We start from the raw sequence: 14940 nt of genomic DNA on the forward strand, positions 1-14940 counted from the left end.
ATTTAAAGGGATGGTTTACTTCTCCTGGAGGAGGTATCCATGAAAAGCATCGTCATCGCCTTTTTGTGTCTCTTCGTATCGGGTGGTTTCAGTTCGTCGATGGCCGTGGACAAGCAGCGCCAGGCCTACGACAAGATGGTGGAAGAGGCCACCCGGGAGGCAGATGGATACGTACAGGAAAAGCAAAAAGTCAGTGGTTCCTCTTTTAGGAAATGTTGAGCAAAATTATTCTCCTTGGAACGCGAAGACCATCAAACAAGCCCACCGCATTCTTGGAATATTCGTCCTAATGGTGTATATAATGGCCAGGTTCGGCGACTAAGTATTCCATTCTCACCATCCCCATTCTCCTGTAACAGAATCAGCGCACGAGCCGCAGCATATCGACAAATCGTATACGGTGATAGCGCTCCTGGCTCATCCGCAGGAAATTTCACACCCTTTCAACCATCAACCCTGCAGAGAAGGCACCATGAGATTAAATACCGTTGGTCTGATTGCCAGCTTGTCGTTCTTGTTGTTCGCATGTGGAGAAAAACAGGCAACCGAAGCGCCCGCCCCACCGGCGCCAGAGGTATCCGTTGTCGAAACCAAGGCTCAGGATGTTCCCTTGTTCCTTGAATTCGTGGGGCAGACCGCCGGTTTAAGGGACATCGCCATCCGTGCCCGCGTGGAAGGGTTTCTGGAGGGGCTCCATTTTCAGGAGGGTGGCGCGGTCAAGAAAGGCGACCTGCTATACACCCTGGAGAGCCAGCCCTTCGAAGAGAAGGTCGCCACCAGAATGAGCGGGGTTGCCGAAGAGAAAACCATGCTGGCCAAAGCCAAAGGGGACCTGGATCGCATCAAACCCCTGGCCGAGATCAATGCGGTCAGCAAGAGTGACCTGGACGAGGCCGTGGCCGCCTATGAGGCGAGGACCTCTTCTCTTGAGGCGGCCAAGGCAACCCTCCGCGCAGCGAAGATCGAGTTGGGCTACACCAAAATTCACTCCCCTATCGACGGCATCATCGGCAAGTCCCAGGCCAAAGTGGGTGATTTCGTCGGCCGGGACCCCAACCCAATCATCCTGAATACGGTCTCCCAGGTGGACACCATCCTGGTAACCTTTTTCATTACCGAAACCCAGTATCTGGAGTTCGCCCGGTATCTGGCCAAGCCCGATCCGGAACGGGTGGACAACGATGACGCCAATCTGGAACTGATCCTGATCGACGGGTCGGTTTACGAGCACAAGGGAAGACCTGATTTCGTCGACCGCGAGGTGGACACCACCACCGGGGCCATGCTGGTCCAGGCATCCTTTACCAATCCTGAAAAACTGCTGCGCCCGGGCCAGTTCGTCAGGGTGCGGGCCAGGTCACGTGCCGTCAAGGACGGCATCCTGATCCCCCAACGCTGCGTCATGGAACTTCAGGGGCTGCATAACGTGTATGTCGTGAATGCAGACAATACAGCCGAGATCCGCGAAATCACGGTCGGGCCCAAAGTCGGTTCCAACTGGCTGATCACCGACGGGCTCAAGCCGGGTGAACGCGTGATTTACGAAGGTCTTCAGAAGGTCAGGGACGGAGCCGCCGTCAAACCAACCGTTGCAACCCCAACCGCAACCGACAAGCAGAAAAAGTGATTGAATATGGGTGATTTTTTTGTCAGACGGCCCATCGTGGCCATGGTGATTGCCATTTTTATGGTCATTGTCGGCGTGGTCTCCCTCGGCGGCCTGCCCACCGAGCAGTATCCCAACATCACGCCGCCCATCGTCGAGGTTCGAGCCACCTACACCGGGGCCAATGCGGTCAGCGTGGAACAGTCTGTGGCCACGCCGCTGGAGCAGCAGATCAACGGCGTGGACAACATGATCTACATGAAGTCCATCAACGCCAACGACGGCACCATGACGATCCAGGTTTCCTTCGATGTGGGCACCGATCCGGACATGAACACGGTGTTCACCCAGAACCGTGTGGCCGCGGCCACGGCCAAGCTGCCCGAAGAGGTCAAACGACTGGGCGTGACCACCGAAAAATCCATGCCCAACACTCTCATGCTGATCTCCCTGACCGCGGACGACCCCCGTTTCGATCAGCAGTTTCTGGGCAACTATTCGCTGATTAACATCAAGGACATCCTGGCCCGCATCAAGGGCATCGGCCGGGTGAACGTTCTGGGTGCCAGCGATTACTCCATGCGCATCTGGATCAAGCCCGACCGCCTGGCCCACCTGGGCATCAGTGTGCCCGAGATCGTGGACGCCATCCGGGCTCAGAGCGTGGTGGTTCCGGGCGGCAAGTTCGGCGCCGAACCGGCCCCGCCGGGCACCGAGTTCACCTATATCGTACGCCTGCCCGACCGCCTGCAGAATGCCGAGGAATTTGGCGAAATCGTCGTCCGGACCGCAGAAAACGGTTCCCAGGTCAAGCTCAAACACATCGCCCGGGTGGAACTGGGCGTGGAGACCTACAACGCCTTTACGCGCATGAACGGAAAGCCCTGCGCCATGATCGCCCTGTACCAGGCACCGGGTTCCAACGCCGTGGCCCTGGCCGAACAGGTCAAAACCACCATGGCCGACCTGGCCAGGTCTTTTCCTAAAAGCATGCGCTACGACATCTCCCTGGACACCACCACTGCGATTACGGCCGGCATCGATGAAATCATCGAAACCCTGTTTATCGCCCTGGCGCTGGTGATTCTGGTGGTATTCATCTTCATCCAGGACTGGCGGGCGACATTGATTCCCACCATCGCTATCCCCGTTTCCCTGCTGGCCACCTTCATGGCCTTTCCCATGATCGGCTTTACCATCAATGTCCTCTCCCTGCTGGGACTGGTGCTGGCCATCGGTATCGTCGTGGACGATGCCATCGTCGTCGTGGAAGCGGTCCAGGTCAAAATCGAAGAGGGGATGACGCCCAGGGAGGCCACCAGGGCAGCCATGAGGGAGGTGACCGCACCGGTCATCGCCACCACCCTGGTAATGGTGGCGATCTTCATTCCGGTGGCGGTCATGGGTGGCATCACCGGACTGCTCTATCAGCAGTTTGCCATCACCGTGGCCGTATCTGTGGTTTTTTCCTCCATCAACGCCCTGACCCTTAGCCCGGCCCTGTGCGGTATTCTGTTGCGAAAACAGCAGCCCATGCGTGGCCCGCTGGGAGCCTTTTTCAAATTGTTCAACACGGTGTTCGACAAATCCACCCATGCCTATACCGTTTTCACCCGCTTCGTCACCCGCAGGATCGCCATGGGCCTCGTCTTTATGACCCTTTTGACAGGGGGATTGGTCTTCCTTGGCAAACTCGTGCCCGGCGGTTTCATGCCCAGCGAGGATATGGGCTACCTGATGGTCAACATCCAGCTGCCCGACGCGGCCTCGATGCAGCGCACCGACGTGACAACCAAAAAGGTTGAAAAAATAATAGAACGTCACGAGGAGGTCGAATACATTACGGCCGTGGCCGGATTCAGCCTGCTCTCCAACAGCATGTCATCCAATGCCGGTTTCATCTTCGTCGCCCTCAAGGATTGGGGCCTGCGAGAGAAGACCGCCAACCAGGTGGTGGCGGCATTGAACCGGGAATTTTTCATGGGCGTCAACGAGGCCCAGGTGTTTGCCTTCGGTCCCCCGCCCATTCCCGGACTGGGCAGTGGATCCGGATTCACGATGATGATTCAGGACCGGGCCGGCAACACCCCCGCATACCTGGCCGAGCAGACGACCCGTTTCGCCCGGGCGGCAACCGCGCGGCCTGAAATTGCTTCAGTCGTCACCACCTTCCGTCCCAGCGTGCCCCAGCGTTTCATGGAGATCAACCGCGACAAGGTGCTCAAGGCCGGTGTGGCCCTCAGCGACATCTACACCACGGTCGGCGCCTTTTTAGGGGGATCATACGTCAACGACTTCAACCGCTTCGGACGGCTATACAAAGCCTACATCCAGGCCGAGCCCGAATACCGCATCAGCGAGGATCGCATCAACCTCTTTTTCGTGAAAAATAAAAACGGCGACCGGGTGCCCCTGAGCGCCTTTGTCAGCATCAAGGAGGTTGCCGGTCCGGACTTCACCAACCGCTTCAACCTGTATCGATCCATCGAACTGTCCGGCGGACCGGCCCACGGCTATACCTCCGTCCAGGCACTGGACGCCCTCGAAGCCGTAGCTGCGGAAACCCTGCCGGCGGACATGGGCTACGCCTGGAGCAACATGTCCTTCCAGGAAAAGAAAGCCTCGGGTACGGCGGCCGTTGTTTTTGCCTTCTCCATTCTGTTCGTTTTCCTGATTCTGGCGGCCCAGTATGAAAGCTGGTCGCTGCCGTTGAGCATTCTGCTGGGCACGCCGTTCGCCATTTTCGGTGCGTTTCTGGCGCTTTTCCTGGCCCGTATGACCAGCACCAGTTACGAGTTGAATATATTTGCCCAGATCGCCCTGGTGATGCTCATCGGCATGGCCGCCAAAAATGCCATCCTGATCGTTGAATTCGCCAACCTGGAATTCAACAAGGGCCTGTCACTGTTCGATGCCGCCATCAAGGCGGCCAGCCTGCGATTCCGGCCCATCCTGATGACGGCGTTCTCGTTCATCCTGGGCGTGCTGCCCCTGGTGGTGGCCACCGGCGCCGGTGCCGAAGCGCGGTTGGTCATGGGGATGGCCCTGGTGGGTGGAATGGCGCTGGCCACCCTGCTGGGGGTTTTTTTCTACCCCATGCTCTTTGTTTTCATCGGCAGGGTCGCCGGTTATGAGAAAAATCGGGAACTTTCAAAGGAACAGGGGTAAGAGACAATGCGCACAAACATAACGACCTGCAGGGGATTTGGGCCACTGGTTCTGGCGCTGTTGCTTTCGGGCTGTGCCGTGGGTCCGGAATTCAAGGAGCCCGTGGTCGACACACCCGGGGCCTATCGGACTGCGGTCATGCCCGCCGAGCCCGTCACCGACCTGAAATGGTGGCGGCTGTTCGACGACCCGCTGCTCTATTCGCTGGTAACGACGGCACTCGAAAACAACCGGGATGTCAACATCGCCGTCAGCCGTATCGAACAGGCCCGGGCGACCGTCGGATTTACCCGGGCCGACCAGTTCCCGCGCATCGACGTCGAGGCTGGTGCACAGGCCGGCAACTTCAACGGCGGGTCGCGATCGACGGAAGACACTTCAACCGTCTATCTGGCCGCCCCCTTGAACTGGGAGATCGACTTCTGGGGCAAATTCAAGCGATCCACCGAAGCGGCGCGGGCGGAACTGATGGCCAGCGAATACGGCTTCAAGGCCATTCAACTGGCCCTGATCGCCGATGTGGTCGGCAGCTATTACCAGCTGCTTGATTTTCATCAACGCCTGGCCATATCCGAGTCCACCCTCCAGTCACGGACGAAAAGCCTCGAAATCATCCAGCAGCGATTCGACAAAGGCATAATTTCCGAGCTCGATGTCAACCAGGCCCAGATCCAGAAAGAAATTGCCGCCGCGTCGGTTCCCCTTTACCAGCGAGCCATCGCCAAATCCGAAAACGGCCTCGCTATTCTTCTCGGCCGGTTGCCCGTCGAGATCAATATACGGAAAGACCTGGGCATGCAGGCGGTGCCGCCGGACATTCCGGTCGGCCTGCCATCGGACATTCTTGAAAGGCGACCGGACATTGCAAGGGCCAGGTATCTGTTGAAGGCCAGCACGGAAAAAATAGGCGTTGCCGAAGCCCTGCGGTTCCCGTCCATATCGCTCACGGGTACCCTGGGGGTGGCCAGCACCGATCTGGGTACGTTCAGCACCGACGGCAGCGTCTGGTCCGCGGGCGGCAGGCTGCTGGGGCCGGTCATCGATTTTGACAAAAACAGAAGGCGGGTTGAAATCGAAGAACAAAAAACGCAGCAGGCCCTTTTCCAATACGAGAGCACGGTGCTGACTGCGTTTCGCGAAGTGGAGGACGCCCTGGTGGAAATCGCCACCTTTCGCCGGGAACTGGCCGCCATCAATCGCCAGCAGACAGCGGCCAGGAATGCCAACGTACTGTCCAGGGAGCGCTACGACAAAGGGGTCAGCAGCTACCTCGAAGTGCTGGATACAGAGCGCACCCTGTTTAACGCCGAATTGCAGTTGTCCGACTTGCAGCAGCGGTACCGCAACGCCTATGTCAATCTTTACAAAGCTTTAGGCGGCGGCTGGATTACCAAGGCTGAGGGAGAGTAGACGTCATGACAGAGTATCAATGTGCTGGCCACCGAAAGCTATCCCCGGTTGCAGATGGGTAAGGCAATTTCAGACGCGCATCAGCCTGTCGGCATTTGAACGACCTGTTTGAAGAAAGCGGGTCCATTTGACGTGTCACCGATTGTAAGTCTCCACGGAAAATCTCAGAAGGTGTCCTCTTCCCCTTCCCGGGTTATCGGCCCTCCGGGTTTATTCACCGGGAATATAGGGCACTTCAAATCCCCACCACTGCTGTTCCGCTGAGTTCTGCTGATCCTCAGCGGTCGGGTTTCTATGGCCGTACCAGCTGAATTTCATGTGATCCCAATTCTTGTAGAGGGTGTCATGCTCCATGAATTCGGACTGCACGAGGGTACCGCTGCAACTGGCCATGAAAAACGCCAAAAAAATCAAAACGATTGCTTTTTTCATCTCTCTCCCTCCTGTTGATTTGTGTTGGATCAGACCTGCAGGTGTGAACTACAATTAAGTATTAAGCAATTGCACCCAATAGTCAAGATTGCCATTTTTTTGTCACCCCATGTGACCTAAACTGGCAATTTCATATCCCCAGCGCCGTCCATTCCACCTAACAGCCTGCAACCATTGTATTTTTTATTTTTTCCGGCATTGGCCTCAAATTTGCTGCAATCAACCATATGAGACCAGCACCCTGTCCGGGGTGAAAAGAAGTCGTATGGAGAGTGGTGATGCAGAAAAATACAAGGGTGCGAAATGTCTACCGATTCATGCTGATGGCCATGGTAATCGGTCTGTGGCTGTCCGGCTGCTCCGCCGCCACCGAACGGATGCACCCCCGGTTTCCCGATTATCGGCAAACCATGGGAACGATGCTGGTGCCGGTTCCGGAAATCGGAATAGTTGAAAAAATGCCCGACGGCAGCCGCATCTACGAAGAGGCGTCCAGCCACGAGGCCCGGCGGATAGCGCAACAGGCCATTGTGAAGCAATTGCGAAACCGTCGGTTTCGGGCGCTACCGGTTGACGCCGATTCCCTGCCGGAAGACGAAATGGCAAGCATTCGTTCCCTTTTCAGATCCGTTAATCGCTCCATTCAGTTGCACACCATCGGCCCCCAGGTCTTTCCATCCCAAAAAGCGGCCTTCGATTACCAGCTGGGTCCCGTGACAGGCATCCTGAAAACCCGCCTTGCCGATGGCCTGGTTCTGGCGATCGGCCATCAAACCGGCAGTGACCGCCCGGCCAGAAACTGGATCAGCATCGCTGTCGTCGAACCCGGAGGCCGCATTATCTGGTACGGCATCCATGGCGACCACGAACGGTTCGATCTGAAAACTGCAGAAGGAGTGAACGCGCTGGTGGCGGCCGCAATGGCCAATTTCTGGGAGCAGGGTTCATGAGGCACCGAAACCTGGCGGTATGGCTGATTGTGCCCTGGATGTGGGCAGCGATAGGATACGCCTCGGAGACATCCGTCGCGTCCGGCCCGGAATCCCGGCTGTGGCGACTGGCCGAGCAGGAACAATCGGCGCTGGAAGCGCGCGGGGTCGTCCTGTGTGATGCATCCTTATCGGAATATCTGCAAGAGGTGGTCGGTCGGCTGTGGAATCAGGTGCCCACCCGCCTGGACGCCCCCACCGTGAAGGTCATCAAGGATACGCGCATTGACGCCTATGCATATCCCAATGGCCGGTGCGTTCTCAGCACCGGCATGCTCGACGTGCTGGAAAACGAAAGCCAGCTGGCCATGATTCTATCCCATGAAATGGTTCATTATGCCCGCCAGCACACAACAGCGCTATACAATCACTTTCAACAGGCGGCCCGCCGGGGGGACCGACAGGGTAACGGTAAAGATGCCGTGGCCGTTAAACGGAGCGTACTGCATACCATCGAAGCGGCTGAACGTGAGGCCGACAGTGAAGGGTTGTCCATACTCGGGGCCGCCGGTTATTGCGAGGGGGAAGTGCTGCCGCTCATGTCCAATCTCATCAAACGCATGCCGGAGCATGGACATCCCGAGAGTGTGGGAGAGCTGGAAGATCGCGCCGCCTTTTTCAGGCAGCGCATCGGCCAGGGTCCCGGCAGGCGCCCCGCCGCCGCGTCAAGCGACACCGATCCTGATGGTTATCTTGCGGGTATCGCACCCGCACTGTTGGCCAACACGGAGGTCGCCCTTCGCCGCGGTGAGTGGCATCAGGCCGAAAGGAGCATTTCCAGATTCCTGGCCTTGAATCCTGCCAACGCCCACGCATACTACCTCAAAGGAGAAACGATGCGCCGGCAAAATGCGGGCGACAGTGGGAATCACTGTATCGGATCCTACCAGAAGGCGCTGACCATAGACCCCGATTTTTCTCCGGCCCACCGGGCGCTGGGAGAGTTGCACTACAAGGCCGGCCGGTATCAGATGGCCAAACCGCATTTCGAATCGTTTCTCAGCCTGGCCCCCCGGGACCATGCCGGGGACTACATCAGGGGGTATCTGCGTCAATGTTCAAATTAAAGGGTTATCGGGCGACAACCTGGGTCTGGGTGGGGGTGATGCTGGTGCTGACCACCGCCTGTGCCGCGCCGTGGCGTGCCGCCAGCGGCCACCTGGCCAGCCCGGAATGGTCCGTCATCCCGCCGCAGGGGTGGATGCACCTGAGCATGGCGGATTCGGAAATAATCTCTAAAAATGGCCCTTATCTTGAATTTATCATGGTCCAGATGCGGCCATTGACCCAACGGTTTCGTTTTACCAAGCAGGTATTGAACGCCGGCATGTTGCCCCACGAAGCCGCCCGGTTGATCACAGACAACCTGGAATCCGATCCGCTTATCCGCAACTTCCGGCTGCTGGCCAGCGAACCGGCAATGGTGGCCGAACGCCCCGGCTTCAAACTGATTTACAGCTATCGGGACCAACACGGCGTGGTTCTGAAAACCATCTACTATGGCGTCCTTTTACCGAACCGTTTCTTCAACATAAGGTACACGGGAGCCCAACGCCATTATTTCGATCAGGAATTGCCCGCTTTTAACGATGTACTCCACAGTCTTCGCTTTCTTTCGAGTTGAATTCACGAACACCGGCGGAAAACGGTGAGGGACACCCTGAGCGGACGGCCGCCTCAGCCACCACCAGATTTCCTCCATGCCGGCAAGTGATCAGCGCCTGAAAATCCGGCATGAAAAATTATCGAGTGACATCCGTCGGTATGATCATGTAAAATAATGTCCTTTGCCGATGCAATTGTTTTCCGGCCAACCGTTTGAAGCGAAGGTGGCTGCCCGCCGCACCGCATTTTTCCACCGGTGCCGACGTCGCCGCCGGCAGAATCTTCATCTTCGTCAGCCCTGTGAATCCAGGCTGTTTCCTGCACCGATGGGAGGAAAGGTTTTCCATCGGCAAAATTGAAAGGAACGATCCGCCATGGGAGACCAAAAACCACCTGGGGACAGGCGAAAGGCCGATCCTTACATGGACCGGCGCATCCTTGAAGACCGGCGAAAGGCATACGACATCGGCTATTTTTCCGACAGCGGCCCTGAACGACGGAAAGGACGGGACCGCCGCCGCAGGGATGAACGCCGGACCGGCTGCATCAAGGTATCCAGGTGGTCGAGCGTATGCGTTGATAACGAAACGAAAACGGATCGGATGCAGGGCTGACCCGGCACTGTTCGACCGATCCGGACCGTCGCCCACAACCAACCGCGCGATGCCGGCATCGAAAGGATTTAAATCGTGATCTGCAACGACAAGCCCCCTTTATCGGTCAGTCTGGCGGCACCGATCGTCATGCTGATGCTGGCCCTGCCGTTGAATACGGCTGCTTACGACGTCAAGGCGCCGCCCACGCCGGTATCGTCCGTGGACCTCACGCGCTATCTGGGCACCTGGTACGAAATCGCCAGCTATCCGGCCTGGTTTCAGAGGGGGTGCACCGGCTCGACGGCCCACTATTCGTTATTGCCAGATGGCCGGATCAAGGTGGTCAATCGCTGTTTTAAAAACGGTCTGGATGGCCCGCAAAAAAAATCCACCGGCAAGGCGGAGGTCGTTGAGAATTCCTCCAATGCCAGATTGAAAGTCTGGTTTTTCTGGCCCTTCAAAGGGGACTACTGGATCATCGGCCTGGATCCGGACTACCAGTGGGCGGTGGTCGGGGTCCCGTCGAGAAAATACCTGTGGATCCTTTCCCGGACACCATCGATGGATGCAGGCGTTTATCGGGGCATCATCGAGGGGTTGTATGATCAGGGATACGACCCGGCCCGGCTGCAACGGACACCGCAGCCGAAGTAACCACGGTGCGGGCAAGCCTCTGGTGAAAAAAAAGGATGCGGCGTCCGCATTGACCAACGCCACCTGAGGACAGTCGCCGACGGCGTCCTTCTCCGGATCAGGCGCCTGATGATTCCCAACCTTGTCCGGGAGGACCGCATGCCACTAAACTTCAAGGGATACCCCTTCTATGTCGGCATCAGCCTGGACCGTTTCTCTCTCGAACGGCAGAAGGTGTCCGGCAACGGAATGCTGTTTCTCTTCGACCGCAGAAGCCGAATCATCGCCCACACCAGAGAGAACCCCATCATAGCGGTACCGGAGAAACGCTGAGATTTCTCACAGGAGACGAATCCAAGGACCCGTTGACCCGGGCCATCATCACCGGTTACCAGAGGACTCCGGGCGATGCGCGCGATCATGCCCGGGAAATGCAGATCGATGGAACCGCCTATCTGGCAAGGCTGACCGCCATCAACTCGGATCTGAAGTTTGACCAGATCCTGGCGGCCATCGCCCCGGCTTCCGACTTCACCGGCCACATCCACCGGATGCAGCAGCGGATTTTTCTATTCTCCGGGCTGGTGCTGATGGTGGTGCTTACCATGGCACTGCTGACATCCCGCCAGATATCCGGTTCACTGGTTCAGCGTGAAGAGGAATCCAGAAAAATTCAGTGTTCCGATTTCTCCGAGTCGGCGCCATTGAGGCCAAGTCCCCCTGTACGGGCGGCCACTGCAAACGCACATCCGAAGTGGCAAGATTGCTGGCGGCGGCCGCCCACGCGTCGCCCAGCGGACCTTTTGCCGATTTCAGCATGCATACGGAAGCGGAGCGACGGGAGTTCGAGGTGACTGCCTGGCTGCACGACGGCGGCAAGGTCACCCCCCTGAATACGTGGTGGAGAATGCCACCAAGCTGGAGACCACCCACCAGCGCATCCACGAAATCCGCATGCATTTTGAGGTGCTGCTGCGGGATGCACAGATCGACACCTATCGCAAAGGTCTGGCGGGTGTTGGCGACGAGGCGGCTCTGAGGGCTCAACTGGAGGAAAGGCAAAAACAGATCGCCGATGATTTCGCTTTTGTGGCCGCGTGAAACATCGGCGGCGAGATCATTGCCGGCGACAAGATCGACCGCGTGGATATCGGCAGGTATCTTTCAACCTGAAAGATGAGGTTCGAATGCTGGAAGGGAAAAGGACGGGTCGGGAAGCCGGCGGGTCCGATGCCGTCGACCGGGACAGCGCCCTGGATGCCGTCGCCGTGTTGGCCGGCACCGATATCCCCTTCATCAGACCGAACTCAGCCGGGCAGCGGCTACACCGACAGGTTCTCCAACTGCCCGAGTCGCTTGGTTCGCTTTTTCGCCAGGGTTTTCAAGGCCCGTGAGACTTCAGGCAAGGCCCGGATCTTCTCGGCGGCATCGCTGTAGTAGCGAACAGCCCGATTTTCGATGGCGTCGGCCGCTGCCAGGACGGCGGAGAGGTCCATCCCCGCCGGATCCCCCGCCGCTTGCTGGTAACTGTCGCGAGCGAAATCCCGGATGGGCTCCAGGATCATCTCGGTGACGTTTTCCCGCCGGGTTCGCTGGACCAGGGAGACATTCTTTTTTCCTTCGCCGATGAACATCTCAAATAATACCCGGTAAGATGCCGCGGCCTCGGTGGCGGCGGCCTTGCGGTAAAACGTCATATCGTCCCGTTCCACCTGCTCGGCAAAGTTCAGGATTGCACCAAAATTGGTCAAGGGCATGATTTTCTCCGAAAATTAGTCAGTTCGCAGTTTGGGTTGAAGGTGTTCAGCACTTGGGCTTCTATCGTTTCATGTGCCGGGCATTGCGTTTTCAGCTGAACGTTCCGGTAAATGAATCCCGTCTTTGGGAATGATGTCTTTTACCTTCAATCTAAATCCCCTCAGCCTGTCCACCTGTCTCTCAATACCATCTTTCGATCACCACCTTCATGTCCGTATAAAACAGGAAGCTCTCCTGGCCGTGCCCCTTGATGTCGCCGAACATGGAGTTGCCGGCGCCGCCGAAGGGAAAAAAGCTCATGGGGGCGGCGATACCGATGTTGACGCCGACCATGGCCGGCTTGACCCGATATTTGAACTCCCTGGCCGCGGCACCGCTGGCGGTGTAGATGCAGGCGGCATTGGCAAATTCCCGGGTGTTGATCAGATCCACCACCGCATCCATATCCGCCGCCCGGACGATGCTCACCACCGGGCCGAAGATCTCCTCTTTGGCGATGGTCATGTCCGGCGTGACATGGTCAAAAACCGTGGGCCCCACGAAAAAACCGCCGGGGTATCCGTCCACCTGCATGTCCCGGCCATCCAGCACCAGGTCGGCACCCTCTGCAATGCCTTTTTCGATGTATCCCAGCACGCGCTCGCGGTGGGCGGCGCTGATCAGCGGCCCCATGAAGGTCTGTTCGTCCAGTCCGTCCCCCAGCCTGACGGTCCTGGAGGCAGCGGTGAATTGCGCCACCAGCCGGTCGGCAATGTCTCCCACCGGCACCAGCACGGAGCCGGAAAGGCAACGCTGGCCGGAGCACCCGTAAAAAGAGGTCAGCAGGGACGGCATTCCCTGGTCCAGATCTGCGTCGGGCATGACCGCCACGATGTTTTTAGCGCCGCCCAGGGACTGGACCCGCTTGCCCGTGACCCCGCATTGGCGATAGATGTGACGGGCCGTGGGTGTCGAACCGACAAAACTGATGCCCTGGATATCAGGGTGGTCCAGCATGGCATTCACCACGTCCCTCGATCCGTGGACCATGTTGATCACGCCTTCGGGAAACCCGACCTCGTCGACAATTTCCATGATCCGGGTCTGGGTCATGGGCACCTGTTCCGACGGCTTGAGCACAAAGGTGTTGCCGGTGACCACGGCGTAGGGCAGGAACCACCATGGCACCATGGCCGGGAAGTTGTACGGCGCAATGCAGCCGAAGACCCCCATGGGCTGGCGGTGGCCGTAGCAATCGATGTTCTTGGCGATGTCCTCGAGGGTGTACCCGCTCATGAGGGTGGTCACGCCGGTGGCGTGCTCCACATTTTCGATCATGCGGCGCACTTCTCCCCGGGCCTCGTCGATGGCCTTGCCGTGCTCGGTGGTAAGGGTTTCGGCGATCTCCTCGAAATTCTCTTCAAACGCATCCTTGAGCCGGAAAAGGTAACGCGCCCGGCTCAAGGGCGGTGTCTCCCGCCAGTGACCGAATGCCTCGCGGGCCGCTGTGACAGCCCGGTCCACATCGGCTGCCGTCCCATATGCCACGGTGGCGATTTTCTCGCCTTTTGCCGGGTTGGTTACATCCCCGAACGTGGTGGAATCGGATTCCACCCATTCTCCGTCAATGTAGTTTTTGATCAATGGCAACGACATGGTCATAAACTCCTTGAGATAGGTAAGGTTTCCTCCACAAATAGGGCCATGGTGTCGAGATCAAGGCTTTCGAAAAATTTTACCGGAGGCATCTGTCTGTCTGATATTACCGAGGGTAACATTTTTTCGTATAACGCAGATATCGTAGCCATTGGTCATTTATGGATGGGCGCTTGGTTAACAGCCTGTGGGTCTGAAGGCATTCAGTCCAACGCACAAAATCGATTTGTTTTTCCGCACGATGGTCCCAAAGCCATTCATGTCAAGATTTCATATTCCTCGATTCGGCCCTCCGGCTTCCGGCTTCCGACCTCTGTCATCGGTCATCCGCGCTCACCCTTCAGGCAGTTTTCCCACAATTTTTTCCCTGCCCGGCTTTTTTTCAGGCGTGCGAGATACCCTTCCACGTCGATGACGTGGGCCCGCATCTGTTCGGCTGCCAGGTCGGCGTCGCCATCGGCGATGGCCTCGGCGATGGCCTCGTGGGCCGCCATCACGGAGCCCATGAAGCCGGCATCGGGTTTGAGTATTTTTTTGAAATCTTCGAGCAGGGTTTCGACAAAATCCAGCATCAGGATCAGGATGGGGTTGCCGGTCTGACGGGCGATCAGCCGGTGAAAGGCGATTTCATCACGACTGACCCGATCCCAGTGTTTGCACCGGAGGTTTTCGCGCGTCGATGCGTTCAGTCGCCTGAGGGTTTCCAGATCCGATGCCGATATTCGTTCGGCGGCACGCGCCGCGGCATAGGGTTCCATGATGCGCCGGAACTCGGAAAGGTTTTCGATGGTCAGGTCTTTGAAATAGAGGTAGTTGGCCAGGTTCTGGGCCGCCACCTGTTCATCGACCGCTACGATGAACGCCCCGCCGCCGACGCCCTTGCGCACGTCGATCAGCCCCATGTGCTCCAGGGCACGCATGGACTCGCGCAGGGTCTGCTTGCTGACCTGGAACTGCTCGCCCAGCTTTTTTTCCGGCGGCAGCCGGTCACCGGGGGCCAGCCGTCCCGCCAGGATGGCGGTGCGGATCTGTCCGATAATGATTTCCGTGGTCTTGCTCTGACGGGCGGTTTCAAACATGGCGAACAGTCTTCGATCCATTAATTAAT

General features: G+C 57.9%; 16 protein-coding genes. 12 read left to right on the top strand and 4 right to left on the bottom strand.

Going from position 1 to position 14940, the window contains the following annotated elements:
• The first annotated feature begins 39 nt into the window (after window positions 1–39).
• From DSCA_RS07480 to DSCA_RS07495, 4 genes are all read left to right on the top strand, one after another.
• The gene (locus tag DSCA_RS07480; RefSeq protein WP_155315832.1) at window positions 40–219 is read left to right on the top strand and encodes a hypothetical protein; all 180 of its coding nucleotides are present in this window, start codon (window positions 40–42) and stop codon (window positions 217–219) included.
• Window positions 220–472: 253 nt separating this feature from the next.
• A complete protein-coding gene (locus DSCA_RS07485; RefSeq protein WP_155315833.1) occupies window positions 473–1627 on the top strand; it encodes an efflux RND transporter periplasmic adaptor subunit in 1155 nt (384 codons plus the stop codon).
• A 6-nt stretch (window positions 1628–1633) separates the two neighbouring features.
• Window positions 1634–4774 (top strand): efflux RND transporter permease subunit, encoded by a 3141-nt coding sequence (locus tag DSCA_RS07490; protein WP_155315834.1) that lies wholly within the window; start codon window positions 1634–1636, stop codon window positions 4772–4774.
• A gap of 6 nt (window positions 4775–4780) precedes the next feature.
• A complete protein-coding gene (locus DSCA_RS07495) occupies window positions 4781–6184 on the top strand; it encodes an efflux transporter outer membrane subunit (protein WP_155315835.1) in 1404 nt (467 codons plus the stop codon).
• A 210-nt stretch (window positions 6185–6394) separates the two neighbouring features.
• On the opposite strand, the gene DSCA_RS07500 is transcribed toward DSCA_RS07495, so the two are convergent.
• Window positions 6395–6616, bottom strand: a complete 222-nt coding sequence (locus DSCA_RS07500) for a hypothetical protein (RefSeq protein ID WP_155315836.1) — start codon at window positions 6614–6616, stop codon at window positions 6395–6397.
• A 278-nt stretch (window positions 6617–6894) separates the two neighbouring features.
• Between DSCA_RS07500 and DSCA_RS07505 the strand changes: the two genes are divergently transcribed.
• The 8 genes from DSCA_RS07505 to DSCA_RS07540 all read left to right on the top strand — a co-directional run bounded on the left by DSCA_RS07505 (window position 6895) and on the right by DSCA_RS07540 (window position 11540).
• A complete protein-coding gene (locus tag DSCA_RS07505; RefSeq protein WP_155315837.1) occupies window positions 6895–7566 on the top strand; it encodes a hypothetical protein in 672 nt (223 codons plus the stop codon).
• Entirely contained in the window at window positions 7563–8672 is a 1110-nt protein-coding gene (locus tag DSCA_RS07510; RefSeq protein ID WP_155315838.1) for a M48 family metalloprotease, read from the top strand. The genes DSCA_RS07505 and DSCA_RS07510 overlap by 4 nt, the downstream gene beginning before the upstream one ends.
• Entirely contained in the window at window positions 8660–9229 is a 570-nt protein-coding gene (locus DSCA_RS07515) for a hypothetical protein (RefSeq protein ID WP_155315839.1), read from the top strand. Before DSCA_RS07510 ends, DSCA_RS07515 begins: the two co-directional genes overlap by 13 nt.
• Window positions 9230–9584: 355 nt before the next feature.
• Entirely contained in the window at window positions 9585–9824 is a 240-nt protein-coding gene (locus DSCA_RS07520) for a hypothetical protein (protein WP_155315840.1), read from the top strand.
• Between the two features lie 75 nt (window positions 9825–9899).
• Window positions 9900–10460, top strand: coding sequence for a lipocalin family protein (locus DSCA_RS07525; protein WP_197904757.1), 561 nt, complete (start codon window positions 9900–9902; stop codon window positions 10458–10460).
• A gap of 138 nt (window positions 10461–10598) precedes the next feature.
• Entirely contained in the window at window positions 10599–10772 is a 174-nt protein-coding gene (locus DSCA_RS07530; protein ID WP_155315841.1) for a hypothetical protein, read from the top strand.
• A 32-nt stretch (window positions 10773–10804) separates the two neighbouring features.
• Window positions 10805–11293 (top strand): hypothetical protein, encoded by a 489-nt coding sequence (locus tag DSCA_RS07535; protein WP_155315842.1) that lies wholly within the window; start codon window positions 10805–10807, stop codon window positions 11291–11293.
• Window positions 11294–11339: 46 nt separating this feature from the next.
• Window positions 11340–11540: a hypothetical protein gene (locus DSCA_RS07540; protein WP_155315843.1), complete on the top strand. Its 201-nt coding sequence runs from the start codon at window positions 11340–11342 to the stop codon at window positions 11538–11540.
• A gap of 221 nt (window positions 11541–11761) precedes the next feature.
• On the opposite strand, the gene DSCA_RS07545 is transcribed toward DSCA_RS07540, so the two are convergent.
• The 3 genes from DSCA_RS07545 to DSCA_RS07555 all read right to left on the bottom strand — a co-directional run bounded on the left by DSCA_RS07545 (window position 11762) and on the right by DSCA_RS07555 (window position 14932).
• Window positions 11762–12196, bottom strand: a complete 435-nt coding sequence (locus DSCA_RS07545; RefSeq protein WP_155315844.1) for a ferritin family protein — start codon at window positions 12194–12196, stop codon at window positions 11762–11764.
• 181 nt (window positions 12197–12377) lie between these two features.
• A complete protein-coding gene (locus tag DSCA_RS07550) occupies window positions 12378–13832 on the bottom strand; it encodes a CoA-acylating methylmalonate-semialdehyde dehydrogenase (protein WP_174783983.1) in 1455 nt (484 codons plus the stop codon).
• A gap of 323 nt (window positions 13833–14155) precedes the next feature.
• Window positions 14156–14932 (bottom strand): FadR/GntR family transcriptional regulator, encoded by a 777-nt coding sequence (locus DSCA_RS07555; RefSeq protein WP_155315845.1) that lies wholly within the window; start codon window positions 14930–14932, stop codon window positions 14156–14158.
• Window positions 14933–14940: the final 8 nt, after the last annotated feature.

The sequence above is a fragment of the Desulfosarcina alkanivorans genome, from assembly GCF_009688945.1.
In the GTDB taxonomy this organism is placed as follows: domain Bacteria; phylum Desulfobacterota; class Desulfobacteria; order Desulfobacterales; family Desulfosarcinaceae; genus Desulfosarcina; species Desulfosarcina alkanivorans.

What these genes read in the sequence shown, in the direction of transcription:
- DSCA_RS07520 (WP_155315840.1), top strand. Translation starts at nt 9,585, where the DNA reads ATGGGAGACCAAAAACCACCTGGGGACAGGCGAAAGGCCGATCCTTAC.
- DSCA_RS07545 (WP_155315844.1), bottom strand. Translation starts at nt 12,196, where the DNA reads ATGCCCTTGACCAATTTTGGTGCAATCCTGAACTTTGCCGAGCAGGTG.
- DSCA_RS07490 (WP_155315834.1), top strand. Translation starts at nt 1,634, where the DNA reads ATGGGTGATTTTTTTGTCAGACGGCCCATCGTGGCCATGGTGATTGCC.
- DSCA_RS07480 (WP_155315832.1), top strand. Translation starts at nt 40, where the DNA reads ATGAAAAGCATCGTCATCGCCTTTTTGTGTCTCTTCGTATCGGGTGGT.
- DSCA_RS07550 (WP_174783983.1), bottom strand. Translation starts at nt 13,832, where the DNA reads ATGTCGTTGCCATTGATCAAAAACTACATTGACGGAGAATGGGTGGAA.
- DSCA_RS07505 (WP_155315837.1), top strand. Translation starts at nt 6,895, where the DNA reads ATGCAGAAAAATACAAGGGTGCGAAATGTCTACCGATTCATGCTGATG.
- DSCA_RS07510 (WP_155315838.1), top strand. Translation starts at nt 7,563, where the DNA reads ATGAGGCACCGAAACCTGGCGGTATGGCTGATTGTGCCCTGGATGTGG.
- DSCA_RS07515 (WP_155315839.1), top strand. Translation starts at nt 8,660, where the DNA reads ATGTTCAAATTAAAGGGTTATCGGGCGACAACCTGGGTCTGGGTGGGG.
- DSCA_RS07500 (WP_155315836.1), bottom strand. Translation starts at nt 6,616, where the DNA reads ATGAAAAAAGCAATCGTTTTGATTTTTTTGGCGTTTTTCATGGCCAGT.
- DSCA_RS07530 (WP_155315841.1), top strand. Translation starts at nt 10,599, where the DNA reads ATGCCACTAAACTTCAAGGGATACCCCTTCTATGTCGGCATCAGCCTG.
- DSCA_RS07495 (WP_155315835.1), top strand. Translation starts at nt 4,781, where the DNA reads ATGCGCACAAACATAACGACCTGCAGGGGATTTGGGCCACTGGTTCTG.
- DSCA_RS07485 (WP_155315833.1), top strand. Translation starts at nt 473, where the DNA reads ATGAGATTAAATACCGTTGGTCTGATTGCCAGCTTGTCGTTCTTGTTG.
- DSCA_RS07555 (WP_155315845.1), bottom strand. Translation starts at nt 14,932, where the DNA reads ATGGATCGAAGACTGTTCGCCATGTTTGAAACCGCCCGTCAGAGCAAG.